The sequence below is a fragment of the Nonomuraea sp. NPDC050643 genome, from assembly GCF_040654715.1.
In the GTDB taxonomy this organism is placed as follows: domain Bacteria; phylum Actinomycetota; class Actinomycetes; order Streptosporangiales; family Streptosporangiaceae; genus Nonomuraea.
This window is the reverse complement of the sequence record NZ_JBFAIM010000005.1, coordinates 220,353-238,128: the sequence shown is the minus strand read 5'-3', so window position 1 is coordinate 238,128 and position 17,776 is coordinate 220,353. Positions and strand designations below refer to the sequence as shown.

Genomic DNA, 17,776 nt, shown 5'->3' with positions numbered 1-17,776 from the left:
CTTTATCCGATTTTGCGACGAGCATCGTCCCTCTGCGGTTACCCTGAATTCTTCCCTGCTCACCATTCCCCGGAGTACCCCTATGGCGCTCGACGCGATCCTGCAGACCTTCGTCACCGTGAACGGCCTGGCCACCAGCCCCGTCGTCCTCCTGGTCCTCGCCTTCATCGGTGCCTACCTGGGCAGCCGCGTCGTAGAGGTCATCCCGGTCACCCGCCGCTTCATCGAGCGCCGCGAGGCCCAGGCCGCCGAGCGCGAGTAGCCTCTCCCGACCGCGGACACCCGCGCCGCGCCACAGAACACGCGCGTCCATCTCCACGCGCACCCCAAGCACCCGCCAACGGCGCCTTTCCCGGCAAACACCTCGCACGGCGATCGCCAAGTACGCGCCCCCGGCACCCGGCCACGGCACTCACCCTGGCCTCTGACCACCGGAAACTGGCCACCAGGCATCGGCCACGGAGCGCTGGCTACCGGGCGCCGGCATCGGGCATCGGCCACGGAGCGCTGGTCAGTCGAGGACCGTCACAGGCCACGACACTCGGCCGTCGGCTACGGCCCCAGCCCTCCGGCCTCGCCCCCCGGCGCGGGTTGTGGCCACCAGTCGCCGAACATGTGCACCGGCCGCATCGGGCGCGGTCACCGGCCGCTGGGCATCGGCCACCGGGGCCGGGTTTGTCTCGTTGGCGCACGATGCGGTGCCGAGCGAGGGTTTTGCCTTGGGTCTGGGCCGCGGTCGGCCTGGTTGTGATCCAAGGGCGCCGGAGGCTCCCGAAGGCCGGTCGTTCGGGAGCCCCTCGGCGACGGGTCAGCTCGTCGGCTGTATCGCCTGCCAGGCCAAGTTCGCCGCCCCGGCCAGCCCGGCGCGTACCCCGAGGGTGCTCTGCTTGATCTGGACCGCTCTGACGAAGTCGAGCCCGGCGACGTCGTCGAACGCCCGCTGCAGTGGGTCGAACAGGACCTCGCCCGCCCCCGATACGCCCCCTCCGATGACCACGGTCGTGACCTCGGCGGCGGCCGCGGTAGAGGCGATCATGCCTGCCAGCGCCCTCGCACCACGCTCGAACGCCGCCACCGCCACGGGATGGCCTTCAGCGGCGTCCTTCGCCAGCGCCCTGGCATCGGGCCGCACCCCGACACGCTCAACGGCCCCACCCTCGGCCGTCTGGGCACGTTCGGTCGGCTCGCCGTCGATCGTCTCGATACGTTCGCTCGCTCCGCCGTCTGCCGCCTCAATGCGTTCGGTCGTCTCGATGCGTTCGGTCGCCCCGCCATCGGCCCGTTCCGCAGGTGTGGTGTCCCTCGCCGATGCCCGAGCGTCCTGGTCGGCTACGGCGGGTGTGCCGCGCCCACCATTGACTCCCTCCTCAGGGCCGGGGTGGCTCCCATCACCGGCTCCGGCGGTCATCAGTTGGTCGGTGCCGACGTCGGAGGTGGCGGTCACCTCCCCACGGGCGTCTCTGACTACTTCGCCACCCGTATCCCTGGAGGCCTCGGCGCCGACGGCGGCCAGGTCGGCGGCTCGCACGACGAAGCCGTCCCCGTCTCCGTAACCGCCGGCCGCAATCCCTCTGGAACCGCTGGTCGCGGTCTGCCTGGAACCGGTGGAAGCGACTCGGCCGGCACCGCTGGGAGCGGCATTCCCGGAAACGATGGCAGGGTCTCCCGTGCGAGTCGCCGGGCCGGGCTGGTCGGTGGTGGGGGACCAGCCGTTCTCCAGGGCCCAGCGGACCATGTTCGGGCCGCTGGAGTAGCGCTCCACGCATCCCCGGCCGCCGCACTCGCAGCGTTCGCCATAAGGGTCGATGCTCATGTGGCCGACATGTCCGGCGTTTCCGGTGGGGCCCAGGAGTGGGGCGCCGTCGATCACCAGGCCGCCGCCGATGCCGGTCGACACGACGATGCCCAGCAGGGACGGGCAACCGCGCCCCGCTCCGAGCCAGTGCTCCCCGAGGGCGAAGCACTGGGCGTCGCCCGCGAGCATGGTCGGAAGGCCGGTCAGCTTCCGGACCTCGTCGCGCAGCGGGAACCCTCGCCAACTGGGCATGTTGACGGGGCTCACGGTTCCGGCGGCGAGGTCGAGCGGGCCCGCGCAGCCGATGCCGACGGCTTCGGGTCTCGGGCCGCCCTCCATCACCTCCGTGATGAGGGCTGCCAGGACGGACATGACATCCGTACGCGGCGTCGGCCGGGTAGCGGAGCGAAGGATGGAACCGGCCCTGTCCACCAGCGCGGCGGCGAGCTTGGTTCCTCCGATATCAATGGCAAGTACGCAGGTCATCAATATTCGTGGGGGTTGTCGGGCCGGCGGGGATCGTCGGCGTGCCATAGGCCGGGGGCGGGTCTCACCTGCTGGGCGCGCATGTCATCCAGTCGCCGCCCGGCCTCGATGAAGTGGTGGAGGTCATGAGAAAGATGATGACCGGTCACTGCGGGGCACGGTATGGCGGGCCTGGATGGACGGCAGGCGGACAGGCAAGGGGGACCTCCGTGCTCTTGTTGCTGGCGCCCGTAACACTAAGCCCTTCCAAGATCAATGACAACGATGTCACTGATGGGCTGTGGATAACTCGGGGCCGACTGCCTGGCGTGTGTGGATAACCCTTTGCTCTGTCCGCACCTGGCCACCCGCGCGGTCCCGGTGCCCGGAGCATGAAAAGACATGGAAGGATTGCGGCATGAGCGCAGTGAAACTCGATGGCAAGGCCACCGCCGCCAAGATCAAGGCAGACCTCAAGACCCGGGTGGCCGAGCTCAAGGCGCGCGGCATCACGCCCGGCCTGGGCACCGTGCTCGTGGGCGACGACCCCGGCAGCCAGATCTACGTCGCGGGCAAGCACCGCGACTGCGCGGAGGTGGGCATCGCCTCCATCCGCGTCGACCTCCCGGCGACCGCCGGCCAGGCCGACGTCGAGGCGGCCATCGACGAGCTCAACGCCTCACCGGCGTGCACCGGCTACATCGTGCAGCTTCCCCTGCCCAAGCAGCTCGACACGATGGCGCTGCTCGAGCGCATCGACCCGGCCAAGGACGCCGACGGCCTCCACCCGGTCAACCTCGGCCGCCTCGTCCACATGGTCGACGCCCCGCTCCCGTGCACCCCGCACGGCATCGTGCTGCTCCTTCAGGAATACGGCGTGCCCATCAAGGGCGCCGACGTGGTCGTGGTGGGCCGTGGCATCACCGTGGGCCGCTCGCTGGGCCTCCTGCTGACCCGCCGCAGCGAGAACGCCACCGTGACCCTCTGCCACACCGGCACCCAAGACCTGGCCTCGCACGTGCGCAGGGCGGACATCGTGGTGGCGGCCGCGGGCGTGCCGGAGCTCATCAAGCGCGACATGGTCAAGCCGGGCGCGGCCGTTCTCGACGTCGGGGTGTCCCGGGTGGACGGCAAGATCGCGGGCGACGTGGCGCTGGATGTTGAGGAGGTCGCCGGGTTCCTCACGCCCAACCCGGGCGGTGTCGGGCCGATGACCCGCGCGCTGCTGCTGTCCAACGTGGTCGAGGCCGCGGAGCGGCTCCACTAGCCCGAAGGTGGTCGGAGTCGCTGATCGCGGGCTTCGGCGCCGGACGCGCGCTGGTTCGAGTGCGGGTGTGGTGGGGAACGGGGTCGCGGGTGTGGGCGGAGGGTGGGGACCCACCGTCCCGGGTGAGCTGGAACGGATGCCTGGCGATGTCGCCCTGCATCGTCACCCACTGCGTCTCCGTGAACGCGTCCAGGTTCGCCCCTGCCCCGCCGAACCGCGTCCCGTGCCCGACGCGCCCACCCCGCCGAAGAGGGCCTCGTCGTCCACCGTCCGGTCGTTGATGCGGATGATGCCCGCCAGCGCCAGCCCATAGTCCGAATCCGCTGCCAGCGACGAGAACGTCATCACCGGCCCGAACACCTCCTCCGCCCGTACGCCGGCGCGGGGCTGGGCACCTCCGCCGGCACCGGTGGGCCGGTGGAACAGCCCCCCGGCCGTCACGAGCCGGCGCACGCGGTCGCGCTGCCCCGAGTCGATGAGCGGGCCGAGCGCGACCTGGCCCGTGGCAGGGTCGCCGACGGGCAGGGCCGAGGTCGAAGGCTGAGATCAGGGGCTGAGGTCGGGGGCGGAATTCAGGGCTGGAAGTCTGGGTCCACGGTCACGGACACGTCGAGCAGCAGAGGGGAGTCGCGGGAGGCGAGCGTGGGCACGATCTCCTCAAGGGCGTCGGTCAACTCGTCGTACGACCTCACGCGCACCGCCGGGCACCCGAGCGACCGAGCCAGCGCCCCCATGTCGACCTCGTCGAACGCCGGCCACGGCGCCTTGCCCCCGCCCCGTTGGTCGGCCAGCCGGTCCATGGCCGCGTACCGGCCGTTGGCGAGTACGACGAACAGCGCGCCCACCCGGTAGTGCGCGGCGCTCCAGAGGGCGTGCACGCCGTAGAGCGCCGACCCGTCGCCGACGACCGCCACCACCGGACGGCCGGGCAGCGCCATCCGCAGTCCGACCGCGGCCGGCACCGCGAACCCCAGCCCGCCCATGGCGGCGGACAGGAACCCCAGCGGCGTCCGGGCCGGCATGAGCCGGTGCAGGTCAGGCCGGGAGGACGGGGTCTCCTCGATGAGGGCGGTGTCGGCGGGCAGTCGCAGGGCCAGCTCCCGCAGCACGTGCGCGGCCCGCATTGGCCGCCCTTCCGGCGGCAACTCGGGGATCTCGGCGGGAGGCGGCTGATGACGCGCACGGGCGGCATGGGCCGGCGGCGGGGCGGAGCGGTCCGCAAGCGGGTCGGAGTGGTCCGGCGGACGGGTGGAGCGGTGTGGTGGCAGGGCGGGATGGGAGGGCAGGAGGGTGGCCAGGCGGGTGCAGACGGCGGCGGGGGAGGCCAGGTACGCCAGCTCGACCGGGCTGCGATGCGCTTCGGCCGGGTCGTCGGTGACCAGCGCGACCACCGTGCCCGGCGGGATCAGGGCCCCGGGCACGTACGGGTACTGCCGGAACACCGGCGCCCCCACCGCCAGCACCACGTCATGCCCGGCCAGCACTGCCCGCAGCCGTGTCCGGTCGGCGGGCAGCACGCCCGCGTACTGCGGATGGTCCTGCGGGAACCCGGCCCGCGCCCCGAACGACTCCTGGAACACCGGGCACCCCAGCAGCTCGGCCAGCGGCACCAAGGAGTCCCAGTCCGCCCGGGCGCCGGTCACGATCGCCGGGGAGAGCGCCCCGGCCAGCAGCTCCACCAGCGGCAGGAGGTCGGCGTCCGCGACCCCGACCGGCCGCAGCAGCCGTACGGGCGCCGCCACGGTCTCCTCGTCGAACGAGGACTCCCAGTCGCCCATCGGCACCACGACCAGCGCCGGACCCCGGAAGGTGTTCGCCTCGTGGAAGGCCCTGGCCACCGCCCCGGGTACGTCCTGCGCCCGCACCGGCTGATCCACGCGTACCGGATAGTCTCCGGCGAGCCCCTCCAGCCGCCCGGTCAGGAACGGCTCCAGTGCCAGATGCCGCCGGTCCTGCTGCCCGACCAGGATCACCAGCGGCACCCGGTTCGCCCGCGCGGTGGCGATGGCCCCGACCGCGTTGCCCAGCCCGGCGGTGGTGTGCAGGACGGCCAGTGCGGGCGCGTCGTGCCCGATCGCCCAGCCCGTGGCCATGCCGACCACGGAGCCCTCGTGCAGGGCGAGCACGAAGCGCAGGTCGTCCGGCAGCCCGGTCAGCAGCGCGACCTCGGTCGAGCCGGGGTTGCAGAACAGCGTGGTCAGCTCGTAGCGCCGCAGCACGTCGAAGACGGCGTCCCTGACGGTGCTCACGGCTCGCCCCTCGCCCGCTGGATCTGCCGGTAGACGTGCCCGCGCAGCTCCCCGAAGCGGGGCAGCGAGCGGGTGGTGAGCTGGTCGCGTTCGGGCGGCAGGTCGATCTTCAGATCTTCCATGACCGTGGTGGGGGAGGAGGACAGCACGACCACCCGCTGCCCGAGGTAGACGGCCTCGTCGATGTCGTGGGTGACGAACAGCGTGGTCACGCCGAGGTCGCGCCACAGCCGCAGGATCAGGTCCTCCAGGTCGGCCCGGGTCTGCGCGTCCACGGCGGCGAACGGTTCGTCCATCAGCAGCACCTGCGGCTCGTACGCCACCGCCCGCGCGATGGCCACCCGCTGCTGCATGCCGCCGGACAACTGCCACGGATGCGCGTCGGCGGCGTCGCTGAGCCCGACGGCGCGCAGGGATTCGGTGACCAGCTCGCCGCGCCGTCCGGCGGGTGTCCGCTTCTCCTTCAGTGGCAGCTCCACGTTCTGGCGCACGGTCATCCAGGGGAACAGGCTGCGCCCGTACTCCTGGAAGACCACGGCCATGCGCGGCGGCGGCCCGGTGACCGGCACGCCTTCCAGCCGCACCTCGCCCCCGTCGGCCGGCATCAGCCCGGCCACGCAGCGCAGCAGCGTGGTCTTGCCGCAGCCGGAGGGGCCGACGACGCACACCAGTTCGCCCGCGCCGACGCTGAACGTGATCGAGCGGATGGCCTCGACCCGGCGGCCCGGGCTCTCGTAGACCTTGTTCAACGCGGAGATGTCAAGCACGGGCGGCTCCACTGCCGTAGTACCAGGACAGGACGCGCCGTTCCAGGCGCCGGAAGATCAGGGACAGCGCCAGCCCGAGCAGGCCGAGCAGCAGGATCCCGCTCCACATCTCGGCGATCTGGAACTGCCGCTGGAACAGCACGATCGTGAACCCGAGGCCGCTGGAGCTGGCGAACATCTCGCTGATGACCATGAGGATGATCCCGATGGACAGCGCCTGGCGCAACCCGGTCATGATCTGCGGGCTGGCGCCGCGCAGCACGAAGCGCCGCATCCTGGAGGCGCCGCGCACGCCGTACATGCGGCAGGTGTCGGACAGGACCTCGTCGAGTGCCCGTACGCCCTCGACGGTGTTGAGCAGGATCGGCCAGACGCAGCCGGAGACGATGACCAGCACCTTCATCGGGGTGTCGATGCCGGCCAGCAGCATGATCAGCGGCACCAGCACGGGCGGCGGGATGGCCCTGAAGAACTCCAGCACCGGTTCGAGCGTGGCCCGCAGCCGCCGCGACAGCCCGATCGGCACGCCCAGCCCGACGCCGAGCACCCCGGCCAGCGCGTAGCCCGCCAGCAGCCGCCCGACGCTCGGCAGGACGTCGTCCACCAGCCGCTCGGAGAACCAGGTCTCGGCGAACGCCCGCCCGACCGCGGCGGGGCTCGGCAGGTAGAACGAGCTGCCGCTGACCGCCCACCAGAGCAGCACCAGCAGGGCGGGCAGGGCCAGCAGCCTGAGGACCCTCACGCGGCCACCTCCGCGCGGACGGCCGGATGCCAGGCCAGCACCCTGCGCTCGAGCAGCCGTACGGCCGCGTTCACCCCGATGCCGACCAGCCCGGCCACCACGATCAGCGCGTACACCGTGGGCACGGCCCCACTGCTCTGCGCCACCTGGATCTCGGCCCCGAGCCCGGGGCTGCCGATCACCAGCTCGGCCGTCACCGCCAGGATGAACGCCACGGCCGCGGCCAGCCGGAGCCCGGTCATGACGTACGGCAGCGCGGTCGGCCACACCAGGTGCCTGACCCGCGACCAGGCCGACAACCCGTACGCCCTGGCGGTGTCGAAGGCGACGGAGTCCACGGAGGCGACGCCGTACAGGACCTGGATGAGCACCTGCCAGAACGCGGCGTAGACCACCAGCATCAGCGTCGAGCCGAGCGACGGCCCGAACAGCAGCGTGGCCAGCGGCACGAGCGCGACCGAGGGGATGGGCCGCAGGAACTCGACGGTGGAGTTCGTCATCGCGCGCAGGCCCGGCACGATGCCGATGATCACGCCGGTCACGACGGCCGCGCAGAACGCCAGGGCCAGCCCCAGCGCCCAGCCGCGCATGGTCTCGCCGAGCGCGATCCACAGCCCGGGCGTGACGAGCTGCCCGGCCAGCGTGCCCAGGATGCGGGAGGCGGGCGGCAGGAAGCGCTCGTCCACCAGGCCGAGCCGGGGCACGGCCTCCAGCAGGGCCAGCAGCGCGCCGAGCCCGGCCAGGCCGTACCCCCATCTGGCGGAGGAGCTCACGGCACCAGCGCCGACACGTCGACCTTCTCCTTCAGCACCCCGTCGGCCACCGCCAGGTCGGCGATGGTCTGCACGGAGGCCTTGTTCACGTCGACCGGCCACTTCGGCAGGTTGATCTTCGCGATCACCTCAGGCGCGATCTTGGTGTACGTCTTCAGCGCCTCACGCACCTCGTCCGGATGCGCGTCGGCGTACTCCAGCGACTTGCGCATCGCCGCCGTGAACCGCCTGGTCAGGTCGGCGTCGGTCTGGCCCGTGGTGAAGTACATGGCCACGGTCAGGTTGGGCGCGGCGTCGGCGAAGTTCCAGGCCACGGGACGGGCACCCTGGTTGATCGCCTGGCTGACGAACGGCTCGACCACCCAGATGGCGTCCACCCGGCCGCCCTGCAGCGCGGCGGGCGCGTCGGGGAAGGGCAGTTCGACGAACTCGATGCCGGCCGGGTCGCCACCGGCGTTCCGTACGGAGGCGCGTACGGTCGTGTCGCCGATGTTCTTGAGCTGGTTGACCGAGATCTTCCGGCCCGCCAGGTCCTTGGCCGTCTTGATCGGGCTGTCGGGCTTGACCAGGACCGCGCTGAAGTCCTTGCCCTGCTCGCCGGTCGAGGAGACGCCGTTGGCGACGACCTTGACGTCCAGCCCCTGCTGCTTGGCGGTCAGCAGCGAGGTCGTGTTGGCGAAGGCGAACTGGAACTGCCCGCTCACCGCTCCCGACACGGCGGCCGCGCCGCCCTGGACGGGAGTGATCGTGAGGTCGATCTTCTGCTCGGTGAAGAAGCCCTTGGCCTTGCCGAGATGGATGGGAGCGGTATCGACGATGGCGATCACCCCGGCGTTGACCTTGGCCACGCCGGAGGCCTGGTCGGGCGCCGCGGGCTGCGTGCCACCGCACGCGGCCACGAGTAACGCGGCGAGGATCACGAGAGCGCGACGCACACTGGCTCCTATTTTTGTTCGCGATGCGCACATGTATTCTCTGACCGAACACCCCCGTATCGCGGAACCTACGCCTTTGTCCGCTCCTGTCAAGGGATCACCATGGCCGATCACGTGCAGTCGCTGGCCCGCGGGCTCGCGGTGATCAGGGCGTTCAGCGCCACAGAGCCCGAGCTCACGCTCAGCCAGGTGGCCCGGGCGACCGGGCTCAGCAGGGCGGCGGCCAGGCGGTTCCTGCTCACGCTCACCGACCTCGGCTACGTGCGCGGCGACGGGCGGCTGTTCGCGCTGACGCCGCGGGTGCTGGAGCTCGGCTACGCCTACCTCTCCAGCCTGTCGCTGCCCGAGGTGGCCGACCCGCACCTCGAACGGCTGGCCGCCGAGGTGCGCGAGTCGGCCTCGGTCGCGGTGCTCGACGGGGAGGACGTGGTGTACGTGGCGCGGGTGGCCACGGCCAGGATCATGCGGGTGACGATCAGCATCGGAACCCGGTTCCCCGCCTACTGCACGTCGATGGGGCGGGTGCTGCTGGCGGGTCTGCGGCCGCAGGAGCTGGAGGCGTACCTGGAGCGGGCGGAGCTGCGCCGGCTGACCTCACGGACGCTCGTGCTGCCCGCCGCGCTGCGGGCGGAGCTGGACCAGGTGCGCGACATGGGCTGGGCGATGGTGGACCAGGAGCTGGAGGAGGGGCTGCGCTCGATCGCCGCCCCGATCCGCGACCGCTCGGGGCGTACGGTGGCCGCCGTCAACGTCTCGACGCACGCCACCCGGACGAGCATGCAGGCGGCCAGACGCGACCTGCTGCCACCGCTGCTGGCCACGGCGGAGAAGATCGAGGCCGACCTGGCCTCTGTCTCGGTCACCCGCGCCTGACGGGTCCCTTGGTCGCAGGCGGACCTGCCGCTCTCCCTCGACGGCCCATGATGACCCGCGCCGGAGAGCGGTCAGCGGCTGCGGTTGCGGTAGCGCTCGGTGGCGTCCCGGGTGGCCCGGATGGCGGCGTCGGCCTTGTCGTAGGTGCGCTGCGCCAGGCCGACGAAGATGCAGTCCACGATCAGGAGCTGGCTGATCCGGCTGGCCAGCGCTCCGGGACGGAAGGCCGTCTCGCGGCCCGCCGACACGAGCGTGTGATCGGCCAGCGCCGCCAGCGAGGAGCGCGGGTTGTTGGTGATGCCCACGATCAACGCGCCCGCCTCGGCCGCCGTACGGGCGGGGACCAGCACGTCCGGCGTCTCGCCGCTGCAACTGATCGCCACCGCCACGTCGCCCTCCTTGAGCAGGGCGGCGCTGGTCAGGGCCAGGTGGGCGTCGCTGAACGGATGGCTGGACAGGCCGATGCGCAGCAGCTTCTGCGACATGTCGGCGGCCACCAGGCCGGAGGCCGCGACACCGTAGACCTCCACCCGCCGCGCCACCGAGATCGCCTGGACGACCTCGCCGAGCTGGTCGGGGTCGAGCTGCGCCGCCGTGTCGGCCAGCGCCTCCGACTCGGCCCGCGCCACCTTGGCGATCACGTCCGTCAGCGGGTCGTCGGGCCCGAGGTCGCCGGGCACCAGCCGCTCGGGCTCCTTGGCCACGGCCGCGGCCAGCGCGAAGCGCATCTGCGAGTAGCCCGCGAAGCCGAGCGCCCGCGCCGTGCGTACGATCGTCGCCTCGCTCGTCCCCGACACCGCGCTGAACTCGGTGATCGTGCTCCGCACGACCAGGCCGGCGTCGGCCAGGATGAGACGGGCGATGGCCTGCGCCGCCGGGGTGAGCGAGGGCAGGACGGCACGTACGGCCGCGATCGGGTTCGCGGGTTCTACGGTCATCGAAGCAGCCATTCCGCCGCGGCCAGCGCGGACACTCGGGAGATGCCGTGGGTGGCGATGTGGGCGGCGCCCTCCGGCGGGGCCGGGACGCCGGTGTCCACCACGATCAGGTCGGGCCGGATCGCCAGCGCCTTGGCCACGGTGTCGCGTACCCAGGCGTGCCGGGCGGCGTCGTGCACCACCAGCACCACGGGCCGGTCGTCGAACACGGGCAGCTCGCCCTCCGGGTCCATCTGCACCCTGGCCGTGTTCGGCAGGAGCGCGGCGAGGGCGGCCGTGATGCCGGTCGGGGTGGCGGGGTCGACGGCCTTGTTGTGGCGGGTGTTGACCTCGACGACCAGCGGGCCGCGGTCGAGCCCGGCCTTGCCGGTCGTGGTCAGCGCCGCCCTGGCGGCCCGCAGGCCGACGCCTTCGTCGACGTCCTCGTGGGCCCGCTCGCGCAGGGCGGACTGGCCGGCGTACCAGGTGGACAGGGCGCGCACCCGTGTGGCGGCCTCGGCCAGCCGCTCCTCGGGCAGCGTGCCCTCCCGCACCGCGGCCACGATCGCGTCGCGGATCTCGCGCAGGCTGTCCTCGGTGGACAGCCCGACGCAGATGGCGTCCACGCCCGCGCTGAGCGCGCGCACCGCGATCTCGCCGGGGCCGTACATGGCGGCCACCGCCCGCATCTCGATCGCGTCGGTGACGAGCATCCCGTCGAAACCGAGCTCGCCCCTCAGGAGTTCGGTCATGACGGTACGGCTCAGCGTCGCCGGCCCCGACGGATCGAGTGCGGGCACGAGCAGGTGGCCGGACATGATCGAGCGCACCCCTGCGCCGATCGCGGCCCGGAACGGCGGCAGGTCACGCTCTATGAGGACCTCGCGCGAGGCGTGCACCGTGGGCAGCGCGAGGTGGGAGTCGGTGACCGTGTCACCGTGCCCGGGGAAGTGCTTGGCGCAGGCGGCCACGCCCGCGCCCTGCACGCCGTTGACGTAGGCCACGGTGTGGCGGGCGACCAGGCCGGGATCGGGGCCGAACGACCGTACGCCGATCACCGGGTTGGCCGGGTCGGCGTTCACGTCGGCGGAGGGCGCGTAGTTGAGGGTGATGTCCAGATCTGCGAGCATCCTGCCGATCTGGCGGCCCACCTGCTCGGTGAGCTCCACGTCGTCCACCACGCCCAGCGCCCGGTTGCCGGGGAAGGAGCTGCCGGCCATGACCTCCAGCCGGGTGACCGTCCCGCCCTCCTCGTCGATCGCCACGACCGTGCCGGGGTTCTCGGCCCGGAACTGCCTGATCAGCGGCTCGTTGATGGCGTTGCGGGCGAACAGCACCACGCCGCCCAGACCCTCGCCCAGCGCGCGGCGCAGCCAGTCGGGGGCGGAGGTCCCCTCGAACCCCGGATGCAGCACCGTCATCGCCAGTCTGTACAGGTCACCGCTCATCGGCATTTTCCTTCACACTTGTTGATCTGAAGGTAATTTTCTGTCATCGTCGCCCTCGACACAACCACTTCCGAGAGGCCACCCCCCATGCCCAGCAGAAGGACTCTCCTGAAGGGTCTCGCCCTCGCCGCCGCCTCTTCCGCCGTCCCGCTGCCCGCGTTCGCCGCGGCGGAGCACATTCCCCCGCTGCGTCAGATGCGCGGCATGTGGATCGCGTCCGTGGTCAACATCAACTGGCCCTCGAAGCCGGGGCTGAGCGCCGAGCAGCAGAAGGCCGAGTACCTCGCCTGGCTGGACGTGGCCGTACAGCGCAAGCTCAACTCGGTGTTCGTACAGATCAGGCCGACGGCGGATGCGTTCTGGCCGTCACCCTTCGAGCCGTGGTCGCAGTATCTGACCGGCACCCAGGGCCAGGACCCCGGGTACGACCCGCTCGGCTTCGCCGTCGCGGAGACGCACAAGCGCGGGCTGGCCTTCCACGCGTGGTTCAACCCGTACCGGGTGTCGATGCAGGCCGACCCGGCCAAGCTGCACCCCGACCACCCCGGCCGCAAGCACCCCGACTGGATCCTGCCGTTCGGCGGCAAGCTCTACTACAACCCCGGCATGCCGGAGGTCCGCAAGTTCTGCCAGGACGCCATGATGGACGCGGTCACCCGCTACGACATCGACGGCCTGCACTTCGACGACTATTTCTACCCGACCAACACCACGGCCTTCGACGACAGCGCCGCCTTCGCCCAGCACGGCGCCGGCTTCCCCGACCTGGCCACCTGGCGGCGCCACAACGTCGACCTCATGGTGCAGGAGATGCAGCAGCTCGTCCTGCGGGCCAAGCCCGACATCGCCTGGGGCATCAGCCCGTCGGGGATCTGGCGCAACAAGGCCAGCGACCCGCTGGGCTCGGAGACCAGCGGCGGCCAGTCGTACGACGGCCTGCACGCCGACACCCGCGGCTGGGTCAAGAAGGGCTGGCTGGACTACATCGCGCCGCAGCTCTACTGGTACATGGGGCAGCCGCCGGCCGACTACACCAAGCTCGTGCCGTGGTGGTCGGACGTGGCCAGTGGCACCAGCACACTGCTGTGGATCGGGCAGGCGGCGTACAAGGCCGGCGATCCCGCCCAGGCGGTCGAGTGGCAGGCGCCGGACGAGCTGTCCAGGCACCTGACGCTCAACCGGGAGCATCCGGAGATCGGCGGCGACATCTGGTACAACGCCAACGACGTCAAGGTGGACAGGATCGGCTCCATCTCGACCGCCGTCAACGACCACTACCAGCGGCCCGCGCTCGCGCCCGTGCTGCCCAGGCTCGCGGGCGGCAAGGCGCCCAACCGGCCGCTGCTGGCGCACGCGGTGCGCAAGCAGGGCGGAGTCGAGGTCCGGGCGGTGGCCACCGGCAGGGCGAGGCCCTTCCTGTTCGCCATCTACCGGTTCGACTCCGGCGCTCCGTCCGGCGCCTTCGCCGACGCGCGCAACCTGGTCGCGGTCGTGCCGCTGGACCAGCACCAGGCCGTCTGGACCGACCCCGAGGGCAGGCGCGGCCACCACTACTACGTGGTCGCGGTGGACCGCGCCAACAGGACCAGCCAGCCGAGCGACGGAATCAAGGTGACCTGAGGGCGTGCTGCGCCGGCGCGCGTCGCCGGCCACTTTCCTGACCGGCGACGAGCCCGGCGGGCAGTCCTCAGCAGGACGCTCGCCGCTGCTCGTGGCCGTGCCCATGGAACGGGCACGGTGATGTTCAGGTTCCGACGCTGCCGGAACCCCTCGCCGTAGCCCCGGTCGCGATCGGTTGCGTTAGGAAGCCCTGCGCCCAGCCGCCGAAGGCTGCTCGGCCGGGGCTCCCGACGACCGCTGTGGTGGCACCACGGGGGTCGGGCGAACCAGACCGAGCGCGACGACCTCATTGGCCAGCCGTGTGCGCCGGTTGGTGCCCTCGGGAATCCTGAACTTCTGGTAGAGCCGCAGCAGATGCTGCTTGACCGCGGCCTCGGTCACGACGAGGTCGTCGGCGATCTCGCGTGCCGTCGCCGGGGCGACGAACGCCTCGTCCGACAGCGCCGGCCTGCAGAGCGAGGTCAGCACATCGACCTCGCGCCTGGTCAGCTCGGGCGCGGCCGCCCTGCGCAGCTCGACCTCGGGGGTGAAGTCCTCACGTGGGACTCCACCGATTCGACCCCGCGCCGCGCCGAAGGAAACGACGTCGCCGTCGTCAAGGACCCTCCGGGCGATCGGCCTGCCGTTCACCCGTGTGCCGTTCCTGGACAGTCCCAGGTCGACGACATACAGGTAGGGTCCTCGTCTGACGAACTCGGCATGGAGTCGAGACACGCTCGGATCGGTGAGCCGGATGTCTGCACCCCGGCCCCTTCCGACCGTCGTGATCTCGGGGCGCAAGGGGACCACCTCGCCAGTGTCCTCAATGCGTATGAACGGCCCCTCCACGGCAGTTCCTCCCCAGGTAGCCCGCCGTAACTATTACTACAGCTCCGGCTTACCCAACCGAGGGGATGCGGAATCTCCTTTGCCGAAAGCAGAATCCCTCGTGAAATTGGTCTGGACCTCTGCGGTCGGTTTTGCCTGCTCACGGGTAGACTTCGGACGAAGATAAGCGGAGGAAACACTCATGGCGGACAAGCCCACGAAAGGTCTGGCCGATGTCGTTGCCGCGTCCACAGCGCTGAGCGACATTGACGGAAAGGCCGGTCGCCTCTTCTACCGTGGATACGACATCCACGACCTGGCCGGCCGAGCGACGTTCGAGGAGACCGCACACCTGCTCCAGCGTGGCAAGTTGCCCACCCGCTCCGAGCTGGACGCCTTCGGCGAGGAGTTGGCGCAGGGCCGGGAGCTGGGCGCCCTGGTGTCCGCGAACATCGCCGAAATCGCCGAGAAACAGAAACCGATGGAGGCGCTGCGCTCCCTGGTGTCGCTGGCGGGCGCGGATGATCCGGACAAGGACTCCATCGACCCCGACGCCAACCTGCGCAAGGCCGCCCGGCTGGTCGCCCAGCAGCCCCTGCTGGTGGCTCTCTACCATGCCGCCCGCACCGGAGGCAGCGCCCCTGAGCCGGACGACTCGCTGAGCATCGCCGGGAACTTCCTGCTCCAGGTCACCGGCCGCGCCCCCGGCCGCCGCGAGATCGAGATCTTCGACGAGTGCCTGGTCCTGCACGCCGACCACACGATGAACGCCTCCACGTTCGCCGCCCGCGTGTGCGCCGCGACCCTGTCGGACATGCACTCCGCCATCGTCGCCGCCATCGGCACCCTCAAGGGCCCCCTGCACGGCGGGGCGAACGAGCAGGTCATGAAGACGCTGGAGTCGATCCCGGCGGGCGGGGTGGCCCAGGCCGTACGCGACAAGCTGGCGGCCGGCGAGAAGATCATGGGCTTCGGGCACCGCGTCTACAAGACCGAGGACCCGCGCGCCACCCACCTGCGCAGGTTGTCCGCCGAGCTGGCCGAGTCCACCGGCGACGACACCTACTACCGGATGTCCAAGGAGATGGAGGAGGTCGTCCTCGAGACGAAGGGCCTCTATCCCAACGTCGACTTCTTCGCCGCCTCCGTCTACCACTACCTGGGCATTCCGACCGACCTGTTCACGCCGGTATTCTCAATCAGCCGCATGTCCGGCTGGACCGCTCACGTCATCGAGCAGCATGCCGACAACCGGCTGATCCGCCCCGACAGTGAGTACATCGGTGAGACGGACCAGAAGTGGAAGCCGATCGAAGAGCGATGAGTCTAAGCAGGTGCGTTGAGCCGACAAGTGACTGAACGCGAGAGCTGGGGGCCGTACCCGCTGATCCTGGCGGGTGCGGCCATCAGTGTGCTCGTGATCTTCATTGCGAACCCGCGCTGGGGCGGGTTCGCGTTGGGTGCCGTCATCATGATCGCCGCCGCGCTCCGCTTCGCCGGGTACGGCGGTCAGCTGGCCGTCCGGAGCAAGAAGAACGACGTCATCACGCTGTCCGTGTTCGGATTCGTGCTCGTCCTGACCTCGCTCCTGCTCTACAACAACGAGCTCAAGGCGCTGATCCTGTCCCTTTTCGCCCGGTGACCGGACGGTCCGATAGCCTCAACGCATCAATTCATTGAAGGGGAACCATTCGCATGCCCAAGATCAAGGTGGAGGGCCCCGTCGTCGAACTTGACGGCGACGAGATGACCCGGATCATCTGGCAGTTCATCAAGGACCAGTTGATCCTTCCCTACCTCGACGTCGACCTGAAGTACTACGACCTCGGCATCGAACACCGAGACGCGACGGACGACCAGGTCACCATCGACGCCGCCAACGCCATCAAGAAGTACGGCGTCGGTGTGAAATGCGCCACCATCACCCCGGACGAGGCGCGGGTCGAGGAGTTCGGACTCAAGAAGATGTGGAAGTCCCCCAACGGGACCATCCGCAACATCCTCGGCGGCGTCATCTTCCGCGAGCCGATCATCATGTCGAACGTGCCGCGGCTCGTCCCGGGCTGGACCAAGCCGATCGTCGTCGGCCGTCACGCCTTCGGCGACCAGTACCGCGCCACCGACCTGAAGATCCCGGGCGAGGGCACGCTGACCCTGACCTACACGCCGAAGGACGGCTCCGAGCCGATCGAGCTCGACGTGTACGACTTCCCCGGCAGCGGCATCGCGATGGCGATGTACAACCTGGACGAGTCGATCCGCGACTTCGCCCGCGCGTCGATGCGCTACGGCCTCAACCGCAACTACCCCGTCTACCTCTCCACGAAGAACACGATCCTGAAGGCCTACGACGGCCGCTTCAAGGACATCTTCGCCGAGGTCTTCGAGAGCGAGTTCAAGGACGAGTTCGAGAAGGCCGGCCTGACCTACGAGCACCGCCTCATCGACGACATGGTCGCCGCGGCGATGAAGTGGGAGGGCGGCTACGTCTGGGCCGCGAAGAACTACGACGGCGACGTCCAGTCCGACACGGTCGCCCAGGGCTTCGGCTCGCTCGGCCTGATGACCTCGGTCCTGATGACCCCCGACGGCAAGACCGTCGAGGCCGAGGCCGCGCACGGCACCGTGACCCGCCACTACCGCCAGCACCAGCAGGGCAAGCCCACCTCCACCAACCCGATCGCCTCGATCTTCGCGTGGACGCGTGGCCTGGCCCACCGCGGCAAGCTCGACAACACCCCCGCGGTGACCGAGTTCGCCGACACGCTGGAGGCGGTCTGCGTCGAGACCGTCGAGGGCGGTCAGATGACCAAGGACCTCGCGCTCCTGGTCGGAGGCGACGCCAAGTGGCTCACCACCCAGGACTTCCTGGCGGCGCTGGACGACAACCTCAAGAAGAAGATGTCCGCCTAGTCGTCGAACGCGGCCTCTACCTGCGGTCACGCCGTACGGTAGGGGCCGTTTCGCATGCCTGGGCCGCCTCGGCGGGGCAAGGTGGGATGGGCGGGTCCAACGGCGTCATATCCGCTTTTCCCAGACCATCTCTTGACGGTACGGCGGCGTGGCGTAATTGATCAGTTGGGTAAGAGCCCCCTCGTAACAGTCGTAAGCGTCTCGG

Annotated in this window: 16 protein-coding genes and 1 pseudogene; 7 read left to right on the top strand and 10 right to left on the bottom strand. The window is 70.5% G+C overall.

Features of this window, described 5'->3' with window-relative positions; all coding sequences use genetic code 11:
- The first annotated feature begins 82 nt into the window (after nt 1-82).
- Nucleotides 83-262 carry a hypothetical protein gene (locus AB0I15_RS08895; RefSeq protein WP_358092010.1) on the top strand — a complete coding sequence of 60 codons (180 nt, stop codon included), beginning with the start codon at nt 83-85 and terminating at the stop codon, nt 260-262.
- 546 nt (nt 263-808) lie between these two features.
- On the opposite strand, the gene AB0I15_RS08890 is transcribed toward AB0I15_RS08895, so the two are convergent.
- The gene (locus tag AB0I15_RS08890; RefSeq protein WP_358092196.1) at nt 809-2,281 is read right to left on the bottom strand and encodes an ROK family protein; all 1,473 of its coding nucleotides are present in this window, start codon (nt 2,279-2,281) and stop codon (nt 809-811) included.
- A 397-nt stretch (nt 2,282-2,678) separates the two neighbouring features.
- Here AB0I15_RS08890 and AB0I15_RS08885 point away from each other — a divergent pair, with 397 nt between their 5' ends.
- Entirely contained in the window at nt 2,679-3,527 is an 849-nt protein-coding gene (locus AB0I15_RS08885; RefSeq protein WP_358092008.1) for a bifunctional methylenetetrahydrofolate dehydrogenase/methenyltetrahydrofolate cyclohydrolase, read from the top strand.
- Between the two features lie 130 nt (nt 3,528-3,657).
- On the opposite strand, the pseudogene AB0I15_RS08880 reads toward AB0I15_RS08885, so the two are convergent.
- The 6 genes and pseudogenes from AB0I15_RS08880 to AB0I15_RS08855 form a co-directional block, all read right to left on the bottom strand.
- A pseudogene (locus AB0I15_RS08880) lies at nt 3,658-4,055 on the bottom strand (benzaldehyde dehydrogenase); the annotation flags it as partial.
- A 44-nt stretch (nt 4,056-4,099) separates the two neighbouring features.
- Nucleotides 4,100-5,776, bottom strand: coding sequence for a thiamine pyrophosphate-dependent enzyme (locus AB0I15_RS08875; protein ID WP_358092006.1), 1,677 nt, complete (start codon nt 5,774-5,776; stop codon nt 4,100-4,102).
- Complete coding sequence (locus AB0I15_RS08870; protein WP_358092004.1) at nt 5,773-6,543, bottom strand: ABC transporter ATP-binding protein; 771 nt, start codon at nt 6,541-6,543, stop codon at nt 5,773-5,775. The genes AB0I15_RS08875 and AB0I15_RS08870 overlap by 4 nt, the downstream gene beginning before the upstream one ends.
- Nucleotides 6,536-7,285: an ABC transporter permease gene (locus AB0I15_RS08865; protein WP_358092002.1), complete on the bottom strand. Its 750-nt coding sequence runs from the start codon at nt 7,283-7,285 to the stop codon at nt 6,536-6,538. The genes AB0I15_RS08870 and AB0I15_RS08865 overlap by 8 nt, the downstream gene beginning before the upstream one ends.
- The gene (locus AB0I15_RS08860) at nt 7,282-8,058 is read right to left on the bottom strand and encodes an ABC transporter permease (RefSeq protein ID WP_358092000.1); all 777 of its coding nucleotides are present in this window, start codon (nt 8,056-8,058) and stop codon (nt 7,282-7,284) included. Before AB0I15_RS08860 ends, AB0I15_RS08865 begins: the two co-directional genes overlap by 4 nt.
- Entirely contained in the window at nt 8,055-8,993 is a 939-nt protein-coding gene (locus tag AB0I15_RS08855) for an ABC transporter substrate-binding protein (RefSeq protein WP_358091998.1), read from the bottom strand. Before AB0I15_RS08855 ends, AB0I15_RS08860 begins: the two co-directional genes overlap by 4 nt.
- A 102-nt stretch (nt 8,994-9,095) precedes the next feature.
- On the opposite strand from AB0I15_RS08855, the gene AB0I15_RS08850 reads away from it, so the two are divergent.
- Nucleotides 9,096-9,866 carry an IclR family transcriptional regulator C-terminal domain-containing protein gene (locus AB0I15_RS08850; RefSeq protein WP_358091996.1) on the top strand — a complete coding sequence of 257 codons (771 nt, stop codon included), beginning with the start codon at nt 9,096-9,098 and terminating at the stop codon, nt 9,864-9,866.
- A 71-nt stretch (nt 9,867-9,937) separates the two neighbouring features.
- On the opposite strand, the gene AB0I15_RS08845 is transcribed toward AB0I15_RS08850, so the two are convergent.
- Nucleotides 9,938-10,804, bottom strand: a complete 867-nt coding sequence (locus AB0I15_RS08845) for a MurR/RpiR family transcriptional regulator (RefSeq protein WP_358091994.1) — start codon at nt 10,802-10,804, stop codon at nt 9,938-9,940.
- Nucleotides 10,801-12,231, bottom strand: a complete 1,431-nt coding sequence (locus AB0I15_RS08840; protein ID WP_358091992.1) for a glycoside hydrolase family 3 N-terminal domain-containing protein — start codon at nt 12,229-12,231, stop codon at nt 10,801-10,803. Before AB0I15_RS08840 ends, AB0I15_RS08845 begins: the two co-directional genes overlap by 4 nt.
- An 87-nt stretch (nt 12,232-12,318) precedes the next feature.
- On the opposite strand from AB0I15_RS08840, the gene AB0I15_RS08835 reads away from it, so the two are divergent.
- Entirely contained in the window at nt 12,319-13,851 is a 1,533-nt protein-coding gene (locus AB0I15_RS08835; RefSeq protein ID WP_358091990.1) for a family 10 glycosylhydrolase, read from the top strand.
- A 180-nt stretch (nt 13,852-14,031) separates the two neighbouring features.
- Here AB0I15_RS08835 and AB0I15_RS08830 read toward each other — a convergent pair whose 3' ends face one another.
- Nucleotides 14,032-14,679 (bottom strand): FHA domain-containing protein, encoded by a 648-nt coding sequence (locus AB0I15_RS08830; protein WP_358091988.1) that lies wholly within the window; start codon nt 14,677-14,679, stop codon nt 14,032-14,034.
- 181 nt (nt 14,680-14,860) lie between these two features.
- Between AB0I15_RS08830 and AB0I15_RS08825 the strand changes: the two genes are divergently transcribed.
- The 3 genes from AB0I15_RS08825 to AB0I15_RS08815 are packed head-to-tail and all read left to right on the top strand — an operon-like array spanning nt 14,861 to nt 17,571.
- On the top strand, nt 14,861-15,982 hold the full coding sequence (locus AB0I15_RS08825; protein WP_358091986.1) for a citrate/2-methylcitrate synthase: 1,122 nt from the start codon (nt 14,861-14,863) through the stop codon (nt 15,980-15,982).
- 27 nt (nt 15,983-16,009) lie between these two features.
- Nucleotides 16,010-16,300 (top strand): DUF3017 domain-containing protein, encoded by a 291-nt coding sequence (locus tag AB0I15_RS08820; protein ID WP_358091984.1) that lies wholly within the window; start codon nt 16,010-16,012, stop codon nt 16,298-16,300.
- Nucleotides 16,301-16,353: 53 nt separating this feature from the next.
- Nucleotides 16,354-17,571 (top strand): NADP-dependent isocitrate dehydrogenase, encoded by a 1,218-nt coding sequence (locus AB0I15_RS08815; protein WP_358091982.1) that lies wholly within the window; start codon nt 16,354-16,356, stop codon nt 17,569-17,571.
- The last annotated feature ends 205 nt before the right edge of the window (nt 17,572-17,776 follow it).

What these genes read in the sequence shown, in the direction of transcription:
- AB0I15_RS08890 (WP_358092196.1), bottom strand. Translation starts at nt 2,281, where the DNA reads ATGACCTGCGTACTTGCCATTGATATCGGAGGAACCAAGCTCGCCGCC.
- AB0I15_RS08895 (WP_358092010.1), top strand. Translation starts at nt 83, where the DNA reads ATGGCGCTCGACGCGATCCTGCAGACCTTCGTCACCGTGAACGGCCTG.
- AB0I15_RS08825 (WP_358091986.1), top strand. Translation starts at nt 14,861, where the DNA reads ATGGCGGACAAGCCCACGAAAGGTCTGGCCGATGTCGTTGCCGCGTCC.
- AB0I15_RS08815 (WP_358091982.1), top strand. Translation starts at nt 16,354, where the DNA reads ATGCCCAAGATCAAGGTGGAGGGCCCCGTCGTCGAACTTGACGGCGAC.
- AB0I15_RS08850 (WP_358091996.1), top strand. Translation starts at nt 9,096, where the DNA reads ATGGCCGATCACGTGCAGTCGCTGGCCCGCGGGCTCGCGGTGATCAGG.
- AB0I15_RS08885 (WP_358092008.1), top strand. Translation starts at nt 2,679, where the DNA reads ATGAGCGCAGTGAAACTCGATGGCAAGGCCACCGCCGCCAAGATCAAG.
- AB0I15_RS08845 (WP_358091994.1), bottom strand. Translation starts at nt 10,804, where the DNA reads ATGACCGTAGAACCCGCGAACCCGATCGCGGCCGTACGTGCCGTCCTG.
- AB0I15_RS08835 (WP_358091990.1), top strand. Translation starts at nt 12,319, where the DNA reads ATGCCCAGCAGAAGGACTCTCCTGAAGGGTCTCGCCCTCGCCGCCGCC.
- AB0I15_RS08840 (WP_358091992.1), bottom strand. Translation starts at nt 12,231, where the DNA reads ATGAGCGGTGACCTGTACAGACTGGCGATGACGGTGCTGCATCCGGGG.